The 24,163-nt window shown below is 40.6% G+C and carries 17 protein-coding genes and 1 riboswitch; of the genes, 5 read left to right on the top strand and 12 right to left on the bottom strand.

Annotation, left to right across the window (positions count from 1 at the left end):
* Nucleotide 1: 1 nt before the first annotated feature.
* The 3 genes from JGE69_RS02910 to JGE69_RS02900 all read right to left on the bottom strand — a co-directional run bounded on the left by JGE69_RS02910 (nucleotide 2) and on the right by JGE69_RS02900 (nucleotide 9,048).
* The gene (locus tag JGE69_RS02910) at nucleotides 2-4,840 is read right to left on the bottom strand and encodes an RHS repeat-associated core domain-containing protein (protein ID WP_199112218.1); all 4,839 of its coding nucleotides are present in this window, start codon (nucleotides 4,838-4,840) and stop codon (nucleotides 2-4) included.
* Between the two features lie 9 nt (nucleotides 4,841-4,849).
* Nucleotides 4,850-8,047, bottom strand: coding sequence for a type VI secretion system Vgr family protein (locus tag JGE69_RS02905; protein ID WP_199112217.1), 3,198 nt, complete (start codon nucleotides 8,045-8,047; stop codon nucleotides 4,850-4,852).
* 104 nt (nucleotides 8,048-8,151) lie between these two features.
* On the bottom strand, nucleotides 8,152-9,048 hold the full coding sequence (locus JGE69_RS02900; protein WP_199112216.1) for a LysR family transcriptional regulator: 897 nt from the start codon (nucleotides 9,046-9,048) through the stop codon (nucleotides 8,152-8,154).
* 98 nt (nucleotides 9,049-9,146) lie between these two features.
* On the opposite strand from JGE69_RS02900, the gene JGE69_RS02895 reads away from it, so the two are divergent.
* The 4 genes from JGE69_RS02895 to JGE69_RS02880 all read left to right on the top strand — a co-directional run bounded on the left by JGE69_RS02895 (nucleotide 9,147) and on the right by JGE69_RS02880 (nucleotide 12,802).
* Nucleotides 9,147-10,487: an MFS transporter gene (locus JGE69_RS02895; protein ID WP_199112215.1), complete on the top strand. Its 1,341-nt coding sequence runs from the start codon at nucleotides 9,147-9,149 to the stop codon at nucleotides 10,485-10,487.
* Complete coding sequence (locus JGE69_RS02890) at nucleotides 10,480-10,881, top strand: hypothetical protein (protein ID WP_199112214.1); 402 nt, start codon at nucleotides 10,480-10,482, stop codon at nucleotides 10,879-10,881. The genes JGE69_RS02895 and JGE69_RS02890 overlap by 8 nt, the downstream gene beginning before the upstream one ends.
* A gap of 95 nt (nucleotides 10,882-10,976) precedes the next feature.
* Entirely contained in the window at nucleotides 10,977-11,921 is a 945-nt protein-coding gene (locus JGE69_RS02885; protein ID WP_199112213.1) for an ABC transporter permease, read from the top strand.
* Entirely contained in the window at nucleotides 11,921-12,802 is an 882-nt protein-coding gene (locus JGE69_RS02880; RefSeq protein WP_032044340.1) for an ABC transporter ATP-binding protein, read from the top strand. The genes JGE69_RS02885 and JGE69_RS02880 overlap by 1 nt, the downstream gene beginning before the upstream one ends.
* Before the next feature lie 51 nt (nucleotides 12,803-12,853).
* On the opposite strand, the gene JGE69_RS02875 is transcribed toward JGE69_RS02880, so the two are convergent.
* The 5 genes from JGE69_RS02875 to JGE69_RS02855 form a co-directional block, all read right to left on the bottom strand.
* Complete coding sequence (locus JGE69_RS02875; protein ID WP_199112212.1) at nucleotides 12,854-13,876, bottom strand: ABC transporter substrate-binding protein; 1,023 nt, start codon at nucleotides 13,874-13,876, stop codon at nucleotides 12,854-12,856.
* Complete coding sequence (gene atzF / locus JGE69_RS02870) at nucleotides 13,873-15,684, bottom strand: allophanate hydrolase (protein WP_199112211.1); 1,812 nt, start codon at nucleotides 15,682-15,684, stop codon at nucleotides 13,873-13,875. Before atzF ends, JGE69_RS02875 begins: the two co-directional genes overlap by 4 nt.
* A gap of 12 nt (nucleotides 15,685-15,696) precedes the next feature.
* Nucleotides 15,697-16,131: a CopG family ribbon-helix-helix protein gene (locus tag JGE69_RS02865; RefSeq protein WP_001118705.1), complete on the bottom strand. Its 435-nt coding sequence runs from the start codon at nucleotides 16,129-16,131 to the stop codon at nucleotides 15,697-15,699.
* Nucleotides 16,132-16,135: 4 nt separating this feature from the next.
* Nucleotides 16,136-16,261: a hypothetical protein gene (locus tag JGE69_RS02860; RefSeq protein WP_001000625.1), complete on the bottom strand. Its 126-nt coding sequence runs from the start codon at nucleotides 16,259-16,261 to the stop codon at nucleotides 16,136-16,138.
* A 191-nt stretch (nucleotides 16,262-16,452) separates the two neighbouring features.
* The gene (locus JGE69_RS02855) at nucleotides 16,453-16,806 is read right to left on the bottom strand and encodes a winged helix-turn-helix transcriptional regulator (protein WP_000024061.1); all 354 of its coding nucleotides are present in this window, start codon (nucleotides 16,804-16,806) and stop codon (nucleotides 16,453-16,455) included.
* A 93-nt stretch (nucleotides 16,807-16,899) separates the two neighbouring features.
* On the opposite strand from JGE69_RS02855, the gene JGE69_RS02850 reads away from it, so the two are divergent.
* Nucleotides 16,900-17,436, top strand: coding sequence for an NAD(P)H-dependent oxidoreductase (locus JGE69_RS02850; protein ID WP_199112209.1), 537 nt, complete (start codon nucleotides 16,900-16,902; stop codon nucleotides 17,434-17,436).
* 39 nt (nucleotides 17,437-17,475) lie between these two features.
* On the opposite strand, the gene uca is transcribed toward JGE69_RS02850, so the two are convergent.
* The 4 genes from uca to JGE69_RS02830 all read right to left on the bottom strand — a co-directional run bounded on the left by uca (nucleotide 17,476) and on the right by JGE69_RS02830 (nucleotide 23,967).
* Nucleotides 17,476-21,081, bottom strand: coding sequence for an urea carboxylase (gene uca / locus JGE69_RS02845; RefSeq protein WP_199112207.1), 3,606 nt, complete (start codon nucleotides 21,079-21,081; stop codon nucleotides 17,476-17,478).
* A gap of 2 nt (nucleotides 21,082-21,083) precedes the next feature.
* Nucleotides 21,084-21,737: an urea amidolyase associated protein UAAP2 gene (locus JGE69_RS02840; RefSeq protein ID WP_000217380.1), complete on the bottom strand. Its 654-nt coding sequence runs from the start codon at nucleotides 21,735-21,737 to the stop codon at nucleotides 21,084-21,086.
* Nucleotides 21,738-21,752: 15 nt separating this feature from the next.
* Nucleotides 21,753-22,493: an urea amidolyase associated protein UAAP1 gene (locus JGE69_RS02835; RefSeq protein WP_199112205.1), complete on the bottom strand. Its 741-nt coding sequence runs from the start codon at nucleotides 22,491-22,493 to the stop codon at nucleotides 21,753-21,755.
* A gap of 28 nt (nucleotides 22,494-22,521) precedes the next feature.
* Nucleotides 22,522-22,617: riboswitch (guanidine-I (ykkC/yxkD leader) on the bottom strand.
* Nucleotides 22,618-22,803: 186 nt separating this feature from the next.
* A complete protein-coding gene (locus JGE69_RS02830; RefSeq protein ID WP_075382677.1) occupies nucleotides 22,804-23,967 on the bottom strand; it encodes a zinc-dependent alcohol dehydrogenase in 1,164 nt (387 codons plus the stop codon).
* Between the last annotated feature and the right edge of the window lie 196 nt (nucleotides 23,968-24,163).

Genomic DNA, 24,163 nt, shown 5'->3' with positions numbered 1-24,163 from the left:
CTTACTGTAATTGACAAAAGTTTGCACCCTTAACAGCTGTAGCATTGTGCTTTCCAATACGCTCTTTCCTTGCCAATGCTCTCAAGCGTTGTTCCAAAATTTCCTTCGATTCAGCTTGTGATAAATTCATAGCTTCAACTTGGTTTAAAATTCCTCCCCAAGTTTTATTCCAATTCTGACCAGTACGCGAACTGTTAGTATGAATACCTGGAGATTTAGTATGCTTTTCTTTTGGAAGATTATAATAATATTGTGGATTATTCACATCGATACCAGCTATATTTTTAAATCTTTCTGCATATTCTTCGGGAAAACCATGATGAATATCTGAATTAGTATGTTTACAACCTACATAATTTTTCCAATTTTTTTGCAGAGTTCGAGTTGGTGTTTTTGCTAGCCCAAGCTGATCAACCCAACCCACTGGATTAGGTGCATAAGCATAAATATTAGAGCCACCCAGCAACCCAATCGGGTCTTTACTAATAAATCGACCTACATACGGCGAATAATAACGATAACGGTTGTAATGAAGTCCTGTTTCCTCATCAAAATATTGACCTTGGAAACGGATATTATTGCTAATAATTTCTGAATTTTCAAAGAAATCTGATTTAGCCTGTTCTACCTTACACTCACCCCAAGCTTTATATTGAGCTTTCCAGACAATGGCGCCTGTCTGGTTACTCATTTCTTGCGGTGTGCCTAAATGATCACAGTGATAGAACCATACATCATCAAAACCTTGGCTTTGTTTTACCGTATTCCACAATGGGTCTTTATAAATACTATATGTTTTTTCTGTCCAGTCTTGGGTTTGATGTAGTTCAATTGAGTGATGATACGCCGCCTGCAACAAAGGCACGAAACTATCTTTTTCGTAGAAATAGTGTTTTGTTAAACCAGCACTAGATTCATACGCTAAAGTATCACCATCCCAACCATAAATAATGTTCTGCTCTTGCACTGTATGGTGATGCTTGCTTCTTTTTTGAATACGTCGACCTAAAGCATCGTAACGATAATCCGCCGTATATTGATTGTTTCTACTACGAACAAGACGTCCCAATACATCCCACTCAAGATTTAAATCACCTTGTGATGATTTTTGTCGAATCAACTGTCCAAAAGCATCATATTGATATTGTTGGTCAAGATATTCCTGCACAATGTTATTAACTAAGCGGTTATAACCAAGACCTTTTTCAGTGACAGTGTGCTGTGAGGATTGCTCTTTGGTACTGTTATATCGATCTAAAATATTACTTGCTGGGTCAAAATTAAAAGTCTCTTTCCCAAGTTTACTAGTTGCCTCCAATAAACGCCCAACAGGATCATATTTATAATGAATAGCCCCACGACGAGTATCCTTAATGAGCGTTAACTCACCTGTTTTATCGTAGTGATATAAGCGTTCAATCAATTGATTGGTATTCTGGATGGCATTATTTTGAGTTTGGGCCTGATAGCCTTTGTCATGTCCATTCAACATTAATTGCTGAGTTAAGCGCCCGACCTCATCATAACGTTGTTGTTGACTAAGACCATTTGCATAGTGTCGTAATGTCTCTCTATGTAAATCATCACGCTCAAAACTAACAACATCTTCACCATTTAAAGCCATGCCATAGACATGTCCACTTCCATAAGTGAGCCAATCTATTTTCTGCCCATCTGGTCGGATGGTTGTGGTTCGATTATTTAATTCATCATAAACATGTTTCCACACAGCAGTTTTCTGAGTTACAACATCTTGATGATGTTCTTTAATTAAATTGCCTGCTGCATCATAAAACCATTGCAAGTTAGTTTCGGCATTTTTAGCCTGAACTAGATTACCTAAGCCATCATAGGAAAATTCTTCTGTTTGCTTTTCTTCAAGCTCTTGCCCTTGATAACCATACCCTGCTGTACGTTGTTCTAAACGTCCCATGCTGTCAAAAATAAATTGCTGAATACGGTCTTTAGGAGCAGCGCGATCTTTGAAATCTTGACCATAAGCAGAAGCGACTTCAATGCTACTAGTTAAACGACCATTATATTCATCGTACGTATAAACAGTTTCTTTGCCATCAAAATCAATTTCTTTTACTAATCGACCCGCAACATCATAAATAAATTCATAACTTGCACCATTTTCATTAGTTAAACGTTTTAAGCGACTCAAACGGTCCCATTGATATTTTAAGGTTTGATTTAATGGGTCAATACGCTTAGTAATTAAACCAGCCGCATCATATTCATAACGTGTCTGCTGGCCTTTAGGGTCAATATGAACTAATAATCGACCTTCTTCATCATGAATAAAATGCTCTTCAGCTCCATCAGCGTGTTTAATTTTCTCGAGTTGTCCAAAAGCATTCAGCGGTAAGCCTTTTGCTAGAGGCTGTCTTGGTTCAGCAGTTAATTCCGTATAGAAATATTCAACTTTTTGCTTTAAGGCATTTTCAATAAATTTGACGCGCCCGCGATCATCATATTGCCAGTGCGTTTCTTTACCAGAACAATCTGTATAAGTAACCAAGTTCCCTTGATCATCATATTTAAGTGTCTTCTTACCGCCTTTAGCATCTTTAATGGAGGTTACCAATCCCATCGCATTATAGGTATAGGCTGTTTCATGCTTCAGCGGATCAATTTCTTTAATTATATTTCCTGAAGCATCGTATTCTTTAAACCAACGCCCCTGTTCAGCGTCCACAAAACCGGTCAGATTATCTTTTTCGTCATATTCATAATAAAAGGTTGAGCCATCGGCCTGAACCATACTTAAGACATTACCGCGTTCGTCGTAGGTATACGATGTTTCTGTTCCATCTGTAGCAATATGCGATGTTATATTTTTTGCTTGGTCTCTAAAGAACCATTCTTGCAAATTGTCTGGATAAATAATTCGATAGGTATAACCAGTAATACCATAATAGTATTCAGTCACGTTACCATCAATATCCATGACTGAAGTTACGCGAATGTTTTCATCCCAATCTAATTTAGTCGCAGAGCTATAATCATCAGCCCATTCCTCTATAGCCTTAGAGCTTGGTAAATTTCCATCCCACTTTAAGTTCATTCCTCTTTGAGTAAGATCGGTATAACGAGTCAATAAGTGAGCTTGGTATTGATATTCATAAGAAGCAGCAAACTCATTGGTTGCCTTAATTAAATCGCCTTGCTCGTTATATTGATATGCTGATAGTTGTCTAATGAGTTGACCATCTTCAACCAACCAAGCTGCAACAACTTTCTGCATATCATTAATTTGTAATGCAACATGCGCCAGTGTTTGTTGTTGCTGTTTAAATATAATGTCGGATAAATAGCTATCACCATTTTCTAATTCATGGTCATAACGCAGCCCAATACTAAATCCATTTTGACGTTCAATGGAGACTAAACGAAACTCATTTTTATATTTTTGATAGAAGCGAGTTTCTGAAACACCATATGAAATTGCTCTAATTTCAGGTGAGACAACTGTATAAGTAAAAGTTTCTACTTCATCATAGTAACTCTGCCCAACTTTTAGCTCTGGTAAGCGAACAGGACGGCCATCGCTGCCAATATACTCCCAGCCCTCTTGCTCAATCGGTTCTTTAGGTTCATTAATGTTGTAACGAGAACAACGAGCAATCTTGGTTGTAAAAGGTGTAATCCACCGCGCTCCGAAAATCGATTGATCATATTGATATAAGTTTGATACATACGTTCTCGAAAATTGCTCTAGCAATAATGGATGAATTTGTGCATCGGTATGATTTAAAAATTCAGTACCCATGGCAAAGGTAATCGATCGTTTAGTCGCACCCCCTTTACAGTTTTTACATGCATTCGCATTATGAGTCGCAGCATGTTCAGTATTTGCCTTTTCTAACTTATCATTCTTCTTGTCATGTCTGACTTGTGTGGTTTGGGTTGGCTTAACTTGGCCGGAGGCTTTTTTTCTAAATCTGGCATTACTTAAACGTAATATTTCAAATAACCAACCAATTGTTTGCGGCTGCGCTGTATTTCCCAAGCCCTTAATTTTAGTATTGGCAGTGATACCAATTTTATTAATCGTTGCACCCACATTTAATATCGGCTGCTTTAAATGTGCTGGAACTAAAGAGGTAACAACTTTAGCATTGGAGTTTGCTCCTGTTTTAATAAGAGCTTTTCCCAAGTTTTCGGTCATGTAAACCAAGTTTTTTCCAGCTCGTGTTAAGTCACCACTTTTTATTCCTTTAATAACACCAGCAGCTTGCTGTTGAGCTCGGTTTGTATTTGAGCCCGCATTTGTAAATACTTGGCCTTTTGTTACAACTCGAACAATTCCACCATTAATTTGTGTTGTGGCATTTTGGACGGTTCCACCACAAGTGGCTAAAATTGAATTTAACTGTTGTAGGCCTGTTTTACAGAATTTATCAATTTGTCCAGCAACCTGATCATTTAAATGATTGGAGATCACTACGATAACTGCTTCTCCTAAAGCAGCTTTACCCACACGTTTAACTTCTTGACGGACTAGAAACAGGGCTGGACGAGCAGACATACGAATTGCTGTTGTTCCTGGTACAGGTGCAATCCCAATAAGGTCAATACCCATTGTGGACCAATCCATAATATCGGCATTTTGAAAACCTTTATCGTAGATATAGCAAATGTCGGAAACCACATCGATAGCAGCCATCACATTTCCAATAATTGGAACTGTCCCCATTACACTGGCGAGCAAGTCTAATGTCACAATTTGATGAGTATGACTTTTTAACCAGTCATCTATTTTTTGTTTTGAGTGACTAACATCTTTAATAGCAACTTCTGATAATGGTTTAACAACTTCGGTTTTTCCAGACATTTTATTTCTCTACGAATTCTTTTTAAAAGGGCTTTGCAAATATTGAGGAAGAGCATTAGTCACCAAGCTACCGCCATCAACAGAACTTAATTTGCTGAAGTCATTTATTTTTTGAATTGATGCAAGATCAATGTTGTTCCCTATTTTTTGGCCTACTTCTGAAATGGGTAAAAAGCTTTTCACTTGATCAGTCACTAATCCCTGCGCCTCTGTTTTTAACATTGGCATTAAAGCCTTTGCCCCTTCAGATTTTATACTTTGTGCAGTTTGAATATTTTTCATAATATTCGCAGGATTGGTTAATTGTTTAGATAATTCACCAAGCTTGGACTGGGCTGTTTTACTCATTTGTGCAATAAGTGAATCTGATTTTTCAGTATCCTCATCATTCTTATTCGGCCACTCAACTGGACGTTTAAAGTCACTTGCTGCATCCCAAGGATCACGGTGATCTGGTTCAAAGAAGACTTTTACTGCACCTGTTGCTAAGCCAGAAACTCTTGCAAATCCCTTCTCATCCAGCTTGCCAGTGACTTCTTTTCCTAAGTTATCAACAACCGTATAACTTCCACCTTTAACAAACTCACCATGCGCATAATCATGGATGAGCTCTAAATTTCCTGGGCTACGTTTGGGCGGAGGCGGTAGTGAAGAACTAAAATTCGCACTTCCTCCCCCCATAAACACATGCTGCCCAGCTTTTACCTCAAACTTGCCACCAGTGACAGGGAAAATTCCCGAGCCATTAATCTTGATTTGAGACCCACCTGCCGTGATAACGATTTCTTTAGAAGCACTAATTTCAATTTTGTCTTCTGTTGAAATAATCTGAACCGCTTTACGGGCAATTAAATCTGCACCATCACCTTGTGCTTGTATTTCGACTTTGCCTTTGCCTGCATAGAGTCTTGCCCCTTCTTGCGCTGCGAAAAGGCTAATTTTATTTTGGGCGTGTGCAATCAGGTTCTTTTGCGTAGTCAGGTTAATGCTATCACCAGCAGTTTGACTTAACTGAGCATCTGCGCTGAGGTGAATGTCTTCGTTACTGGCGAGAGCAATACTGTTAGGCGCAGTTAATATCATCAAGGCTTGTTTAAAAGCAGCGGCTTTGTCTTGATCTTTTTCTTCAATTTGCTCTATGAACGTTTTTAAGTTCTCAAGCATTTCCAATGGATCAGTTTGCTGATTTTTAGCAACTTCACTAAGTGCCTTGGCATTGTTGAGGCCGCCTTCGATTTGTTGTTTGGCCTCATTTGCATCAAGATGTACACCTTGAGCTTGGTCCTGTTTATGGGTACTAACGAGTAAGCCGCTACCAGCTCTTACCGCGCCCCATTGATCAGTTCTGAGTTCGAAGCCTTCTCCACGATCATCACTCTGTGCCTTGTCTTTTGGATGGCTTAAGTTACCCAAGTTGAGTTGGCTGGCTGCATGGCTACTTTGTAGCTGGGCACTGATCTGGCCTGTAGTGTCATCAAAACGGAGTTGGTTAAAACCTTTACCGTCGACTTCTTCTGAGCGGATGCCGCTCAGTTTTTTAGTGTCAGGTAGCTGGCCTTTTTGGTCGAATTGCGTTGGGTGGCGTTCGGCTTCATGAATACGGCCCACCACAAACGGGCGGTCAATATTGCCGTCAAAGAAGTCGATGACCACGATCTCACCCACACGTGGTAAGAAGCGTGCGCCATAACCTGCACCTGCCCATGGGGTCAGCACATCGACCCAAGCCGAGTCGGTGTCATTGTCGTTACTTCCCGCTCCACCGTCATGACTATGGTCGTCAGCTCGGGTAAACAAAAAGCGGACTTTAATGCGTCCCCACTGGTCGACATGAATGCTTTCACCTTCCAGCCCCACCACTCTAGCGCGCTGCGGGTAAGCGGCTGGTCGGTGTTCTAGCGGGTTATATTCAGGCACAGCTTTAATGTTGCGTCGAACAACGTTCAGCTCAGCATAGTGGCGTTGCTCTGGGTTTTGGCTGTCGAGTTGGGCTGCCTTGAGCTTGTCTTTTGGTAATAAGCGCTCAAGTTGCTGTTGTAATTCTTTCGGTAAATTATTCTGGTTATAGTAGTGCTTGCTTAAGATTAAGAATTCTTTATCTGCATTATCATGTCGGTCGAGTTCTGGGTGGTCATTGAGTACAAACCAGTAACCGACCTGTGCATCACGGACGTTACCTGAAACGGTAAACTGTTTAGAACTCAGGTGATGGTAAGCATTAATGTGCTGGTTAAGCTGTTCAATCTGGCTATTACCTGAAGCGGTGGCTTGATCTTCGCCTTTTAAGTCCTGCATCCAAGCGGGGCTAACGTGCCATGCATCTTCAAGATTCAAGCTTGCATTGTCATAGTGTTCGCTGTGCTTTTGCGTGCCTTGTACGCTGCCACTACCTTCTTCTTGTTGCAAAGCATCGGCTTGCCAGCGTTGCACATGAACCGAGGTTGGTTGTAAGCGGCGCTCAGCTTTAACTTGGGTAATGGTATCGAACTGTTCTGTGGCACTGCTGCGTTGGTAGCGGAGGCTACGTCGCTCAAGCGCCTGATAATTTTGGTTATCGTCAATTAAACGTAAGACTTGTGGCTGAATGGAAGCATTCGGGTCAGTGACAAAAAGTTGCGATTCATCGACCAACCAGTTAATGCCTTCACTACGCCACAAACGGGTTAAAAAGTCATAATCGCTTTCGTTTGACTGCATCACAAATGGACGCACATCATAGTCTTTGGTTAAGCCAGATGTGTCGAGTGTTAAGCTTGAAGCAAATAACGGGCTTTTACCTTGCCATTCTTTAAACAGAATTTCGCTAATATCGCGCACGCTTTTGTTCATAAACACGCGGCTATTACGGCGTTTATGCCAGAGTGCAGTTGGGTCTTTTAAGGTAAGGTTATAAATGGTGAGTGAACCATCACTTTGCCCTTGGCTGGCTTCGGTAATAATGCCTGTTATTCTAAAAAACTGGCCTGTATCGGTGACTTGATCTACGGCAACCTGACAGCCAATAAATTGTTTTAATGCAATATGTGCGTTGGTCGACAGACACAGTAACTCAGCAACGCTACCTTGGTTGAGGGTATGTTCGCCCTCAATGCGTTGTAAGAAGACTTGATTGTTTAATGATGCGTTGGAAAATTGCACATGAAGAACGCGGTTCTGTGCGACCAACCCTAAACTATCTAAAATTTGAAATATTTTATGGGACATCATTATTATAAAAACTGAGTCATAATCATCGATATTTTATAAAAAACAGACAGAATTGTCTATTTATATAAAATAGCTTATCTTCCATGACTTACATACTTTTTAGCTTATCTAAAAGAAAGATGGGACACCAAAAAGTCTATAAATGCTCTCGTTTTGGCAGATAAATTAGAAGTATTAGGATAAAGTAATTGAATATTTTGTAGCGGTAATGAGAAATCGGGAAATAATCGAATTAACCGGTTTTGTTGAATATCTTCATCAACTAACCATGCTGGACAAATCGCAATACCTAAAGATGAGAGAGCCATTTGATGAATGGCTGTTACCGAGTTTGATTCATACTGACTTCGAATAAAAGGTAATGAATATTGCTCACCTAAACTATTTTCCAAAATATATTGTGAATCTTGCCAGTTCAATAATGTGTGACCAATCCACGGAACATTTGCTAAATCAGATATATTTTCTACGGGATGGTTTTGTATAAATTGTGGAGTAGCAACAATATAAATTAGATATTCCCCAATTTTTCGAGTTTTTAGAGATGAGTTTTTTAAATTCCCTAGTCGAATAACCAGATCTAATTTTTCAGTCACTAAATCATCGAGAGATGAATTAAATGAATACTGTAAACGTAAATGTGGGTAAAGCCGACAAAACTCAGGAAGTAAAGGCAAAATGAAACGTTGGCCAAATTCATTGGTAGACGAAAACCGTAAAGTGCCTGTAATGCTTGTACCTAAGTGTTGGCTTCGCTCAAATGCCTCATCAATCTGAAGTTGGATTTGTTTAAAATCTTCATAAAAATGCTGACCAATTTCAGTTAATGCAATATTACGGGTGTTGCGAATTAATAGGCTTGTATTGAGCTGCTTTTCTAATTGTTTTATATCAATACTCACCATTGATCGGCTCAAGCCTAAAATTTCAGCAGCCTTGGTAAAAGAGCCAGAATCAACGACTTGTAAAAAACTGGTAATTTGCTTGAGGTTTTTTTGCACAATTAAGCCAATTGTTTAAAATTATCAAACAATGATTTTACTTCCCTTGCATCGACAATAAAAGAGCTGGATCTTACCCTGCCTGCACGGAGGTAGGTATGTCTTATCGATATAAAATAGCGACAGTGTTTTTACTTGGGTTCTTTATTGATTGCATCAACATTTTTATGTCCGCAATTGCATTGCCTAATATTGCATCGTCATTTTCAGTTAGCCCATCCATGGTCGCTTGGGTAACAAATGCGTATATTCTCGGCCTCATTTTAATTATGCCCATGAGTTTATGGTTAGCCACCAAACTTGGGAACCAAAAGTTATTGTGTTATTCGATGCTGTTATTTTCGATCAGCATTTGCTTTATTGGCTTTAGTGAATCGATTTATAGCTTAATTTTTTGGCGATTTATTCAAGGCGTAGCTGGAGGTTTATTAATTCCAGTCGGGCAAGCACTCGTATATGCCTTATTCCCGAACCAAGAACGCCAACGTATTTCTACTATGATTATGGCAATTGCACTAATTGCGCCAGCTTTTTCACCTGCGATTGGCGGTGTGATTATTGATTCATTGAATTGGCGATGGGTATTCTTATCTAACCTTCCTTTTTCTTTACTTGCATCAACCCTAGCATGGTTCTGGATTAAAAAAACAGAGAATGTGTCGAGTGAAAAACCAGACATAAAAGGGTTAGTTATTTTTAATATAAGTCTGTTATCTTTATTACTCTCCTCTTCATTTTATAGTGATTACCATAACGCCTCATTCGCTCTAACTAGCTTTCTAATTTCAGTCGGAATGCTTATTTTTTATATTCGACATGCGAAAAACATTTGCCATCCTGTTCTTAATCTTGAGTTATTAAAAAATAAAAATTTACGTAATGCATTTATTGTCTATTACGCCGTTCCGGGTATTTTTACAGGCGTTAATTTACTCAATATTTTTAATTTACAACTTAACTTTGGCTTTAATGCAAAACAAACTGGTTTATTCATGTTGCTCTATGCAACTGGGGCACTCACTGCCATGATTAGTGGTGGTCTGCTCTATCAACGGTTAGGAAAAAAGTCTCTTCTTATTATTGGAATAACCCTACATAGCTTTGGCATATTTCTTTTGTTTTGTATTTCAAACACAAGCCCTTTAAGCTTTTTAGTGATTTCTTATTTATTGATGGGTATGGGTGGCGGTCTAAGTGCCAATATTGCCCAAATTAGCTCATTGATTGATTTTTCAGGCCAAGATTTATTACAAGGAAGTGTGCTGTGGAATATTAATCGACAAGTTTCATTTAGTGTCGGTACTGTTGTTCTCATTTCGATATATAACTTGATGTCTAGCTCAAGCGATTTGCCTCGTTATCAACATACTTTTTTAATTGCAGCTTTGCTCTGTTTACTTTCACTCATTCCCGTTTTAAAGGAGAAAACCCATGCCTAATCAAATGGATCAAGCCATTCAAAGTGTCATTGACCTACATGTTTTAATAGAAAATGTATTTACAGGAAAAAATGCAGAGCAAAGTCTAAGCCCGCTTTTAGATAGTTTTGATCAAAATTTTAAGATGGTAACGGTTCAAGGTCAGAGTATTGGTTTCGCCGAAGTGAATAGTTTATTTAGTCAAAATATTGGAAAGAAACCCTCTTTAAAAATCGACATTATTAAGAGTACAGCTTTATACAAATTTGAAAATTATTGTTGGGTGCAATATCAGGAACATCAGCAAACTGATGAAACCGAGACAGTGCGTACCTCTACGGCCTGCATTAAAGTAGAAGATAAAAAATGTTATTGGGTGTATTTACATGAAACTTTAGTTCCCTCGTCTTCTTAACTCATCTGATGCACCTTAAAGATGGCACCTATTTTGCTTAACAATATTACGTTTTATGAAAATCGTAATACTGATCAAAATGGGGAGCTCTCGATATGGGTTATGTTGCAAAGGAATTTACGCGAAAGAACAAGCTGATTCTCAGTATTTGTTCTTTCGTGATTCCAATATGTCTTTGGTGCGCAATCAGTTACTTACCTTTTGTTTGGCATCCTCAAGTACAAATCACGAGTTCGGGAAGTGTTTCTTACTTACAAGTAGGAAGTCGCATTGATAAAAATGTGTTCTATCTCGAAGCACAAAATGCAGTCAATCGAAATTCTGCACCACCACAAGGTATTTTGGTTAATCCGATTTATTTACCCGCTCCCCATGAAGTCGCTAAGGCTTTGGTGACTGCATTTACTACGCCACCTGAACAACCTGATTCGCCGTGGTTTCATCAAAGTTTATGGCACAGTATCAAACTGGTTTTTTCAGCTTTTTTTATCTCTTCATTGATTGGAATTCCACTGGGTATTTTGTGTGGTTTTTCTAAGCGTATATCCCTATTGACGGAACCGTTTGTTGAGTTTTTCCGTTACTTACCCGCACCTGCGTTTGGTGCACTTGCAGTGGCAATTTTAGGTATTAATGATGCGCCTAAAATTGCCATTATTGTGATTGGTACGCTTTTTCAGCAAATTCTAATTATTGCCAATACCACCCGAATGGTTGAACGAAGCTTAATTGAAGCTGGCTATACGCTTGGCACCAATAAGCTCAAAAGTTTATTTCATGTGGTGATTCCTGCTGCCTTACCTGATATTTACCGTGACTTACGTGTGCTATTGGGCTGGGCATGGACCTATTTAATTGTTTCAGAGTTAATTGGTACGACTTCAGGTATTACATGGTTTATTACCCAACAGGCACGCTATCAAAACTTTGACAATGTCTATGCAGCTATTTTGATTATTGGTGTGATTGGTCTTGTCTGTGACTGGCTATTAATGAAGTTAGGTGAGCGGATGTTCACGTGGAAAGTAGGAGCAAAATAATGAACGATTCAACATTTAACGCGCATGAATACTTTCAAAAAATTTATGAACGTCCTGTTATTTTAGAGGCCAAACAACTGAGCCAAGTGTTTAAGCATGGTCAAAACGAACGTACTGTTTTAAATAAGCTCGATTTAAAAATTCATAAAAGAGAATTCATTTGTGTGATTGGTCCTTCTGGCTGCGGTAAATCGACACTGAGCCGTGTCATTGCGGGTTTAGATCCATACCATAGTGGAGAAGTTTTAGTAGATGGTGAATGCATTACGGGACCATGTCCTGAACGCGGCATGGTGTTTCAGGGCTATACCCTTTTCCCGTGGAAAACTGTAAAAGAAAATGTGATGTTTGGTCCACAAATGCGCGGCGCTAGTCAAATGACAGCCGAAGCTCAAGCACGCGAATGGATCAATATTATTGGTTTAGAAAAATATGAAAATCAGTATCCACACCAACTTTCTGGTGGCATGAAACAGCGGGTTGCGATTGCTAGAGCTTTGGTTAATCAACCTAAAATTTTACTCATGGATGAACCTTTTGGTGCACTCGACCCACACACTCGTCAAAAAATGCAAAAGCACTTAATGGATTTATGGCAAAACATTGATATCACCATTATTTTTGTCACTCACGACATGGATGAAGCTATTTTACTGGCAGACCGAATTGTGGCACTTAAAGCCAACCCCGGTGAAATTAAGGAAATTATTGAAGTTAATTTACCCCGTCCACGCTCACTCGATTTAATGAGTACACCTGAGTTCAAACAACTTCGGGCACGGGTAGATTATTTAGTTCACGCTGAAGAAGATGAGCTTGACCCTGCTTTACAAGACTTACCAAAAATACCGCGTATGACTCAGGTCAGTACAGAAAAATAAGTCAGACATAAAAAAGCCCAAGTTCATCTTGGGCTTTTTTATTTATGGGTTTTATTTAAGTTGTTCTATGAGTGTTGGATAAATCAGCCCATCTACATTTTGTTCAGTTTTATAAATACCGTTTTCAACGTTAAATTTATTGACGTGATAGCTAGAGCCATAAATTGAGTCAAAGCCTTCAGATTTAGCAAATACTTTCTTATTGGCATTGATATCTAATAAATGCGTACCACTTACCATCAACTCATATTGCTTTGGATCAACCCCTGAACGGTTTGCCATGATTTTAACTGCATCAGCATGGGTTGCAGGGTCATTAATATATTTAACTGTTTTATCCCACACCTGAATGACTTTTTTCCATTCCTCTTGATGAGCAGTTAAGTGGCTCATGTTGACTGTTAAGGTGTCGTAAATTAAACCCGGCTTGTCTTTAGAGGTATAGATAATTTTAGAGCCTGCCACTGCTTTTAATGCCTGACCTGCAACAGGTTGCCAAACAGCGATTGCAGAAATATCAGGGCTATTAAACACTTGAGGTAATTGGTTCGTCGCTGAATTTACCAGCTTCACCTCATTCGCTTTAATGTTATGGTCAGTCAAAGCTGTTGCTAGCAAAAGATGGTCAACCAAGCCTTTTTCGACACCGATTGATTTTCCTTTTAAGTCTTGAATGGTATTAATGCCTTCTTTCGCAATAATGACATCATTGCCCGCAGAATAATCTGTTGCCATGATCATCATGCCTTGCGTACCGCCCGAAGCAGTCACCAAGTTATCGCCATTGGTGACCAAAACAGCGTCGAGCTGATTTGCCGAAAAGGCTGAAAGCGAAGCCGAATAATCAAACCATTTAAACTCTACATTTAGCCCTGCTTCTTTCAACCAACCTTTTTCAATGGCTACTTGCCAAGCCACCCAGCCCGGCCAATCACTATATCCAATGGTAATTGGTTTTGTATTGGTGGCTGCCTGAGTGTCTTGTTTAGCTTCAGGTACTTTAGCGGTATTGTCACACCCACCCAATACAACTGCCGATAAAATAGATACGGATAACAACGCTTTTTTAATCATATAGAAACTTCCCCAACATTTTTATTAATAACACTTTGAGCGGTTTGATTGAGTGACTGTATATAGGCTCGCCAGCCTCCAAAATGGCTAATATCGATTGCATCTTGAATGGCATAAGCTTCGCAAATAAAGCCTTTGACCCATGTTCCATCTTTTAGTTTCAGGTTCCCAATACCAAGTGGTGCAGGCACTTCTGCCACAATAGCTCCAAAATTTGCTAGAGGAACATCCCACACTTCGACGTCAATTGACGTACCTGTCGCGTCGCATTGCAGCCCTGGCTTTGGTGGCGTGGTATTTTTTAAGGTAAAGAGTTTATAAGTGTCTGCAGTCTGTGTTTTCTTGAGCAAAGTGGCATTACGGCTAGTGAGCTGAAAATTAAGCGGCATGCCTGTTAAGTGCGCTCCCACAACTGCTAGCTGCACTGAATGATTCGACTGGATGTTTATACTTTTTTGATAATGTTGAGTTGATTTACCTAAACTCAGCGATGTTTCGGCTTGCCAAAGCTGCGCAAAATTGGCGAGTGCCTGATCGTGCCAAGCTGGTGCAATAAAGGTTACGCCGTTTGGTAGGCCGTCTTCACGGAGTACATTTGGTAAAGCTAAAGCCGAAAGATCGGCAAAATTGACAAAGTTGGTATAAGCCCCCATATGTGCGTTTTTAGTCAACGGATCGGCTTCAACTTCGGCAATGGTGTAAATGGTTGGCGCTGTCGGAACCATCAAGGCATCAAAAGGTTGTAATGCCAAATTAATTTTTCGAGCAAGCACGGCGCGGTTATATTCGGCTTGAAGTGCATCTGTTGCTTTGAATTTCTCTGCCTGCGCAATAATTTGAGCAATAACGGGATGAGCCTTTTCACGTGTGGTCATGCGTTCAACGGCAACTGTTCTTTCTGCCACCCATGCATCGTTATACAGTGCGGCAGCAAGCTCATTAAACGCGCTGAAATCAATACTCTCAACTTCGTAACCCAGTTTTTTAACACGCTCGACTGCAACTAAAAAGGCTTTTTCAGATTCAATATCACCATAAAACTCAAGCTGAGCTGGAATAGCTATTTTTCGTTTAGAAAATTGAGTTGGTACATTGGCTGGATGTGCTCGTGAATATTCGTCTGTTTCATCGTATCCCTGCATTAAACTGGCCACTGTCCACGCATCATCAATATGCAGCGCAAAAATAGAAATGACATCAATTGTCCGACATGCAGGAATTAAACCTGTGGTAGAAAACCAGCCCTTTGTCGGCTTAAGACCCACAATATTGTTATGGCCTGCAGGAACACGACCTGAACCCGCCGTGTCTGTCCCCAAACTAAAAGGCACAATACCATTGGCAACCACTACTGAAGAACCAGAGCTTGACCCACCGCTAATATATTCAGGGTTAAAACTATTTTTTACTGCACCGTATGGAGAGCGAACACCAACCAGCCCCGTTGCAAACTGATCGAGGTTGGTTTTTCCAACCACAATCGCCCCTGCTTTTTTTAGCTTGGCAACGACGGCAGCATCTTGTGTCGCTAAATATTGAATCTCTTTACAGGCAGCAGTCGTGTGAAAGCCAGCGACATCAATGTTGTCTTTAACTGCAAATGGCACACCGTATAGTGGTAAGTCAGCAATATTCTGGTCTTTTAAAATATCAATTTGCGATTGAATCTGCTCGTTCGATGCAATTTCAATCCATGCATGGTCATCATTTTTAGTTTCTGCAACGTAACTAATCAAATCTTCAAGATAGATTTGCCCGTTTTGATATGCTGTTTTCCAGTCTTGAATTGTCCATAAATTTTTCAACACGCTACTCCTCATTTAGTCATTTTGCTGTATAGGCGGCATGACGGCATCCATCAGTTCTAAATGCCCTTTGATTACCCCTTTCAGCACAATAAATTGCTGGCTAATTTGTCTAAGCTCAGAACTCGCGCCCTGCATTAACATGACTTGCAATATCTTTTGTTGGTCGAGCTGAATATGAAGTGAACTAATCACCTGCGCTAAAAACTGTTGCTGTAAATCGACCAATTGATTACGCAAGGTCATTTGGCTCGCGTCATAAAGTAGCGTCAAGGTGCCCACCATAACTTCATTGGCCTGCGCCTGTTCTGCAATTAAGTGTTTATTAATCATGTCAACAATGGCTTGCGAGCGACTTTCATAGTTCTGCTCGACAATTTTTTGGTCGAGTGCGTTAAGTGTCGTTTCAGGTACAGTAATACTGATTCGAGCCAACTTTTGTTTTGCCACAGTCTTATCCTTTTGTTTTAGGCGGCTGATTGTTTTGCTTGATATATACGCCCGCACGTACGCTAAGCAATTCGACTAAAAAAGCTTTTAAAGTTGGCTTTGGTTGAACCACAGGTTTTACATCGTTCATATCTCACCTCTAGTTTGGTATTACCAAATTCAGTTTTTGTATTACTGATAAGAGATGCAGAAAATGTGCCAGTTTTTAAGCGTCGTTTTGATAGGCTTTATGGGTATTTATGAGTGTTTTTTGGGCAGAAAAAAGCCCCATGCACAGGGATGGGGCTAATATTTATATTTTTAAAAAGTTAATTTTTCATCTTATGACTGATTAATCATTGTATGTGCCCATACTGATAAAGACTCTAAAACAGGCTTAAAAGATTGGCCTAATTCGGTCATTTCATAAACCACTTTAATCGGTGCTTTTTCACCATAAACGGTTCGAGATATTAAGCCACTTTGCTCTAATTGTTTAAGTTGAAGGCTTAAGGTCATTTCTGTGATGGTGGGCATTAATTGATTGATTTCATTAAAACGTTTTGGCCCATCTTTTAGATAATACAGAATAACGCCTTTCCATTTTCCACCCACCAAATCCATAGCCATACTGATATGACATGGATAGGTTTTTCCATTCATGGTGATTTCACATTTATTTTCAGTATTTGCCATTTTTAAACGCCACCTATCAACTTTGATAGTTATTGTACACCCATACTATAAAAATTATAGTGACTATGATTTTTATAGCTACAAGGCATTATTATGGCTTTACTTATTTTGGCCCATCCCTACTACGCTCAATCAATTGCAAATAAAACGATAGTGAATGAACTTATAAAAACCTATCCGGACCTTGAAGTCCGAGATATTTTTCAGCTTTATCCAGACTATAAAATTGATGTAAGTGCTGAACAAGAAGCGTTGCTACGCCATGACACCATCATTCTGCAATATCCTATGTTCTGGTTTAATATGCCGGCAATTTTGAAGTTATGGTTTGATGAAGTTTTTACTTATCAGTTTGCTTATGGCTCTCAAGGCGACAAATTAAAAGATAAAAAAGTCATTATTAGTATGACGGTCGGGCAAAAAGAAGCCGATATGGTGAATGACCGAGAAAACTTAGCGGATAGTTTTTTAAAAGCGGTTCAATATTCAATTCAATATACACAAATGCAGTTAAGCGCCACTTACTTGCTTTATGACGTTTCGCCTTTATCAGGTAATCCAGAGTCTGCAATTAAGTTAAAAGCGGTTGAACATGGTCATAAAGTATTAAAGCATTTGACCGAAGCATAATATGAAAAGAGAGCATCAATATTGATGCTCTCTTTTGGTTTAAGCGACAGGTGCTAAGGTAAATAGCACTTGTCCTGTTTTTACGGTTTGTCCTTTTTCAATGGTAATGGTTTCAACCTTCATGCGTTCGGGCGCAATAATCGGAATTTCAATTTTCATTGCCTCAATTACTGCAAGGGTTGCACCTTCTTCAACTATATCTCCCGATGCACATTCAATTTTCCAGATTGAGCCCGGCATGTGTGATTCGACTGCACAGCCCCCTTCAGGAATAACTACGGTTTCGCCTTCATCAACCGCATCAAGGCTTTCAGAGATATATTCTTGCAAGCCCGCTTCGTGCCAACGGCGGCGCTCAGCCTCAAAGTTAGCTTGCTGTGTATCTTTAAAGGCTTGAATGCTGTCGTGATGTGTTTTTAAAAACTCGTTGTATTCTTTTAAGTTGAGTACGCCCTCTTCAATACGAAGTTGTAGACGACCAGCCTTAAAGTCTTCACGCATTTGTAGAAGTTCAGTCTCAGAAACTTCATAAAACTTAACTTGGTCAAAAAAGCGTAATAACCACGGTTTGCCATCTTCGAAGTCGGCATTTTTACGATAACGACTCCACATTTGAGTGGTACGACCAACAAACTGGTAACCACCCGGCCCTTCCATACCGTACACACACATATACGCACCGCCAATGCCGACCGCATTTTCAGGTGTCCAAGTTCGCGCAGGGTTATATTTTGTGGTGACTAAACGTTGGCGTGGATCGAGCGGCGTCGCAACGGGTGCACCTAAATACACATCGCCTAAACCCATCACCAAATAGTTCGCACTATAGACCACATCTTTAACCGCTTGCTTAGAAGCTAAGCCATTAATACGGCGAATAAACTCGACGTTATCTGGGCACCACGGTGCATCTGGACGAACAATTTGTGTGTAGCGCTCGGTGGCAAGTTGAGTTTGTGAATCTTCCCAAGCCAAAGGCAAATAGACAGTCCGTGAAGGCACCTGCATATTTTGAATATCGGGTAACTCGGCTTCTGCTTGTTGAAGTTTCTGTAAAAGCTCCAGTTGATCGAGTTGAATTGAATCAAAATGAATTTGTAGTGAACGAATACCCGGTGTTAAATCGATAATACCCTGAATGTTTTGATCTTTGACCCATTGCATAAGCGCATGAATACGGAAGCGTAAATTTAAATCGAGTACTAACTCACCATATTCCACCAACAAATAGCTATTTCCTGCTGGTCGATAGGTCACGCTTGGTAAGTCAGCTTTACCGTCTAAAGTGGCTAAAAGTGCATCTTTTAAAGTGTCGGGTTCTGCTTGAATAGCTGGATTAAAATTGATCTGAGTTGTATCAGCCGCAGTTAAGCTTTGATAATATTTTTGGTCAAGTGCTTTTGCTTGCGCATAACTGACTGATACAAATTTGACCTTATCACCTGCTTTTAGCTGCCCGATTTTCCAAAGCTCGGAATGAATGACTACCGCAGGGCAAACAAAGCCGCCTAAGCTCGGACCATCCGGACCCAAAATAATTGGCATATCGCCCGTAAAATCAATTGCCCCAATCGCATAAGCATTATCGTGAATATTGGAAGGATGTAAGCCTGCCTCACCGCCATCTTCACGTGCCCACTCAGGTTTTGGACCAATTAAGCGAATGCCTGTACGGCTTGAGTTATAGTGAATTTCGAACTCATTGGCAAAGAAGGTATCAATATCTTGTTTGGTGAAAAAATCTGGTGCGCCATGTGGGCCATACATGACTGCAATTTCCCAGTTTTGGGTAAAGCTAGGAATTTGCGCTTGAGCTAAAGCTGTGGTCGATTGAGTAGAATATTCAGTAATCGGCAGCATATCGCCAATTAATAAATTACGGCCTGCGTGCCCACCAAACTGCCCTAAAGTGAAAGTCGCCTGTGACCCTAAGTAGTCAGGAACATCGAAACCATCTTTAACGCCAATATAGCTACGGCAACCTGAACGGATAAGCCCACATTTTAAAATTTGGCCTTTTTTTACATTAATGGTTTGCCACATCGGCACAAGTTCACCATCAAGTTTTGACAGCATATCACCGCCAGTAATCACAATTTGGCTGTCACAGTGAAACTTTAAAGTTGGCCCTTGTAAGGTACATTCAAGCCCTGCGGTATTTGGTTCATTGGCTAGAAGCTGGTTTGCCACCGTTAAACTGAGTGGATCGATGGCACCTGATGGCGGCACCCCAACATCCCAATAACCTAATCGACCTGTTACGTCTTGAATGGCAGTTTGAATGCCAGCCTGCAACACCTCAATTTTATGAGTTTTCCATTCAAACGTATTTAAAAATCGAGTGGTTTGGGTACCTAAAGCAAACACATCGCAAGCAATAATGTTTTGTAAATATTCCAAATTGGTTTCAATGCCAGCGACTTGCGTGTTGGCAAGACTAGCACTCATTGCCTGTATGGCTTGGTCACGTGTTGCAGCAGTTACAATGATTTTGGCAATCATTGGATCATAAAAAGACGACACCGTTGACCCTGTTTCTACCCATGTTTCGACTCGTGCTTGCGGGTCAAATTTAACATGTGTAAGTAAGCCCGCACTCGGCTGGAACTGTTTAATCGGGTCTTCGGCATAAAGACGAACCTGAATGGAATGTCCTGTTGGCTCTAACTTTTCAGTCGGTGCTGACCAGTCACCGCTTGCCAAGGTAACCATCCACTCGACTAAGTCGACACCAAATACTTGCTCGGTCACGCCGTGCTCAACTTGTAAACGGGTGTTGACCTCTAAGAAATAAAATTCCTGGGTTTCGGTGTCCATGACGAACTCAACTGTGCCTGCCGAGCGGTAGTTCACTGACTGCATGAGTTGAATCGCAACTTTTTGCAAATACTCACGTTGCTGTTCATTCAAGTGTGGTGCGGGTGTTTCTTCAATCACCTTTTGATTACGGCGTTGTACCGAACAATCACGCTCACCCAACGCTAAAACTTGCCCTTTTCCATCACCAAAAATTTGCACTTCGATATGGCGTGCATGTTGTACAAATTTTTCTAAATACAAACCTGCATCTTTAAAATTGACCTGCGCTAAATAAGATACGGTTTGGTAGGCATCTTTTAATTCAGTTTCATTCCAGACCAGACGCATACCAATACCACCGCCACCCGCGGTACTTTTCAGCATGACCGGATAGCCAATACGAGCTGCCTCAAACAAAGCCTCGGCTTCATCGGCAAGTAGTGAACTGCCCGGAAGTAAAGGTACATTGCTTTTAATAGCCAGCTCACGCGCGGTATGTTTTAAACCAAAATCGAGCATTTGGCTTGAAGTTGGCCCAATAAAGGCAATACCTTGGCTTTCGCACAAATCACAAAACTCGGCATTTTCAGACAAAAAACCATAACCGGGGTGAATAGCTTCTGCTCCCGACTGTTTTGCTACTTCAAGAATCTTTTCAATATTTAAATAACTTTGATGCGCAGGCGCAGGGCCAATCAGAAAAGCTTCATCGGCCAAAGTCACGTGTAAAGAATCACGGTCGGCTTCGGAGTAAACAGCCACCGAAGCGATCCCGAGTTTTTTAAGGGTGCGAATTACGCGACAGGCTATTGCACCGCGGTTAGCAATCAGAACTTTTTTAAACATGCTTACACCCCTTCCGCTTCACGGACAACCAGTTGAATTTTGGTTGGGTTATAGGCATTACATGGGTTATTGAGCTGGGGGCAATTAGAAATTAAAACAATTAAATCCATTTCTGCCCGAACTTCGACATATTTACCCGGTCCTGAAATTCCGTCATCAAATTTAAGCTGACCGTCTGGTGTCACAGGCACATTCATAAAAAAGTTAATGTTTGGGCCGATGTGACGCACATTTAAGCCATGCTTTTTTGCAATCGGATGTTTTGCCAAGGCATACATAAAATTGTTACGGCAACTATGCATAGGATACGTTTCATGTGCATAACGAACCGTATTACTTTCACATGAACAGGCACCACCAATGGTGTCATGGCGACCGCAGTTATCATCATGAATAACGGCAATTGGACGACCAAAGTTACTATAGAGCTTGGTGCCCTTTTCTAAATAAATCTGTTGGTTGATAGCCAAAGTGTCCATTGCGCTATAACGCTCAGTCGGGTTTTCGGCACTCATAAACAAAGTATCGACCGCTTGGTTTCCCTCAAGGTCAATAATTCGAAAATATTGGCCCTTTTTAACCTCGCACATCCACGCTTCACCCGCAGGACAAACTTCATTTAAAACTGCTTTTTCAAATGATTGTAAAACTGTCATGATGCTTCTCCTGATTTAAATATTGCTAAGCGCGTAGTAGCGGGCTGTGTTTTGAAACGCACGCTGATTTTGTGAACACGCATCACGACAAATATCGTTGTCTGTTAGTGAATTGGCTTTAAATAAACTGAGTTGAATATCAGCAGGTTGATAGATTGGGCTGGTGTCTAAACCATGCGGCGCGGCAGATAAAAATAGTAGGCAGTCCATTTCAAAACGCAGTTCAATGATTTGATCGGTATTGTCAGAACTGACATATGACAAAGCGCCGTTTTCATCTGATACAACTTTAGAAAATAGGTTAACGGCGGCACTCAGGTCTTGGCTGGCAAGTCCGTATTTACACATTTCAATGAGTAAACTGTCTAAGCCGTTTTGGTACATATCATTGCGGGCATCTTGAAATGTGCGATGGCCGAATTGCTTTTCAATTTGCTCAGGTCGGCTTGGGCCACAAAGCGCATCATTCCAACCATGATCGTCATGAACAATGGAAGCCATCACACGGCCAAGGTCTGAATAGAGCACATTGGAAGCTTTTAAATAGGCGGTGTGTTGCCCTTTTAAACTGTCGGGCATGTTAAAACGCTCAAGCACATCGGCAGCATTTACACAAAACAAAGAAACATTTGCCTGAGCGCCAAGCGATGTAAATCTAAGAATAGTTCCTTTTTGAATACGACCCGACCAGTGATATCCGCCGGGTAAAAGTTCGGTCCAAATCGCCTGATTGTTATGATAACTTGCAGTGTTCATAGCTACTCCTGTCGGATAGTTTTAGACTTCCTCCCGGGCTTTTATCCCTCCGTGTAGTTCGCTAGGAACCGTGAACTCTCGGTCCAGTCATACGTGAAGTATCGGAACCCTAGATCACTTTTGATTGTTTAAGACTATGCAAAGGACATGCCAGCTTAGTATTACGTTTTTGGTTAAAAGTAATACCAAACTTGAGCCGTTTAGGTGCGATTTAAGTTCAAAAATAAAAAACTGCATTCAAAATTGTGCACTTCAAAATAAAAAAGCCCCTTTTACGAAGAGGCTTAAGACTAAATTATAAGAGAGCGTATTAAGGAAGCAGAATCACCTTACGGCAGTCCTCTTCTCTTTCATTAAAAATACGATAACCCTCTGCGGCATCTTCTAATTTCATTCGATGGGTAATAATCGTTTCAGGTGTTAATTCGCCACGCTCAATCAATTCCAAGAGTTGCGGCAAATATTGATGCACATGGGTTTGTCCCATTTTAAAAGTTAAGCCTTTATCAAAAGCATCACCAAATAAGAAACCATGAATCGGGCCTGCGTATACACCTGGTACGCTGACCACACCACCACGGCGAACCGCCGCAATGCATTGACGCAGTGCTGCACCACTTGAACCTTCAAGTTTTAAATTGGTTAGGACTGTTTCAATCACACTGCCTTTTGCCTCGAAACCAATTGCATCAATCACCGCATCGACACCGCGGTAATTGTCGGTATGTTGAATAATAAATTCGGCCGCATCGACTTCATCAAAATTAACTGGAATGGCACCGTATGTTGCCGCTGCATAGTTCAATCGATAGTCATTGTGATCGACCATAAATATCTTTTCAGCACCAAGCATCTTGGCACAAGCAGCGCTTAACAGTCCGACTGGACCAGCACCATAAATTGCAACGGTTGAGCCATGTTTCACTTGGGCATTGGTCACGGCTTGCCAAGCGGTGGGTAAAATATCGGTCAAGAAAAGTACTTTTTCATCTGACAATGAGGTTGGCACTTTAAAAGGGCCTTTATTGGCTTTTGGCACACGCACATATTCTGCTTGCCCGCCCGGTACACCGCCGTAAAGATGGCTATAACCAAACAAAGCTGCGCCTGGTGGAATCTGCTTTTTATTAATAATTGCGCCGCGCCCTGTATTGGTTGTTTCGCAGGCAGCGGTCAGGTCTAGTTGGCAAAAGAAACATTCGCCACAGGCAATCACAAAAGGAACAATTACTCGATCACCCTTTTTGACTGCGGTGACAGCTGGACCAACCTCTTCAACCACACCCATAAATTCGTGCCCAAAGATATCGCCCTGTTCGGTTCTAGGGATTTTGCCTCGATATAAATGTAAATCAGAGCCACATATCGCTGTGGCAGTCACGCGTAAAATAATGTCATCTGGTTCTTGAATAATAGGGTCTGCTACTGTTTCTACTCGAACGTCTTCTGCACCGTGGTAAGTTAAAGCGCGCATATTGTTATTCCTCTATTTTCTATCATGTCCTTTGATTATGAGGAGGCTTTCTTTACGGTTTGCAACGATTCTTACTTTTCACGTAAGGCATATAGTTCAAATGCAACGCGATAGGAATTTCAGTAACATTTAATGAATCTAGGATTGTTTCAGCTAGGGATGTTTTTGTTATTTACCCCAACAAAAAAAGCCAATC

Source organism: Acinetobacter sp. C13, assembly GCF_016809775.1.
GTDB classification, from domain to species: Bacteria; Pseudomonadota; Gammaproteobacteria; order Pseudomonadales; family Moraxellaceae; genus Acinetobacter; species Acinetobacter pittii.
This window is presented reverse-complemented; position numbering and strand designations above follow the sequence as displayed.

What these genes read in the sequence shown, in the direction of transcription:
- JGE69_RS02910 (WP_199112218.1), bottom strand. Translation starts at nt 4,840, where the DNA reads ATGTCTGGAAAAACCGAAGTTGTTAAACCATTATCAGAAGTTGCTATT.
- JGE69_RS02905 (WP_199112217.1), bottom strand. Translation starts at nt 8,047, where the DNA reads ATGATGTCCCATAAAATATTTCAAATTTTAGATAGTTTAGGGTTGGTC.
- JGE69_RS02895 (WP_199112215.1), top strand. Translation starts at nt 9,147, where the DNA reads ATGTCTTATCGATATAAAATAGCGACAGTGTTTTTACTTGGGTTCTTT.
- JGE69_RS02890 (WP_199112214.1), top strand. Translation starts at nt 10,480, where the DNA reads ATGCCTAATCAAATGGATCAAGCCATTCAAAGTGTCATTGACCTACAT.
- JGE69_RS02885 (WP_199112213.1), top strand. Translation starts at nt 10,977, where the DNA reads ATGGGTTATGTTGCAAAGGAATTTACGCGAAAGAACAAGCTGATTCTC.
- JGE69_RS02880 (WP_032044340.1), top strand. Translation starts at nt 11,921, where the DNA reads ATGAACGATTCAACATTTAACGCGCATGAATACTTTCAAAAAATTTAT.
- JGE69_RS02875 (WP_199112212.1), bottom strand. Translation starts at nt 13,876, where the DNA reads ATGATTAAAAAAGCGTTGTTATCCGTATCTATTTTATCGGCAGTTGTA.
- JGE69_RS02860 (WP_001000625.1), bottom strand. Translation starts at nt 16,261, where the DNA reads ATGAACGATGTAAAACCTGTGGTTCAACCAAAGCCAACTTTAAAAGCT.
- JGE69_RS02855 (WP_000024061.1), bottom strand. Translation starts at nt 16,806, where the DNA reads ATGGCAAATACTGAAAATAAATGTGAAATCACCATGAATGGAAAAACC.
- JGE69_RS02850 (WP_199112209.1), top strand. Translation starts at nt 16,900, where the DNA reads ATGGCTTTACTTATTTTGGCCCATCCCTACTACGCTCAATCAATTGCA.
- uca (WP_199112207.1), bottom strand. Translation starts at nt 21,081, where the DNA reads ATGTTTAAAAAAGTTCTGATTGCTAACCGCGGTGCAATAGCCTGTCGC.
- JGE69_RS02840 (WP_000217380.1), bottom strand. Translation starts at nt 21,737, where the DNA reads ATGACAGTTTTACAATCATTTGAAAAAGCAGTTTTAAATGAAGTTTGT.
- JGE69_RS02835 (WP_199112205.1), bottom strand. Translation starts at nt 22,493, where the DNA reads ATGAACACTGCAAGTTATCATAACAATCAGGCGATTTGGACCGAACTT.
- JGE69_RS02830 (WP_075382677.1), bottom strand. Translation starts at nt 23,967, where the DNA reads ATGCGCGCTTTAACTTACCACGGTGCAGAAGACGTTCGAGTAGAAACA.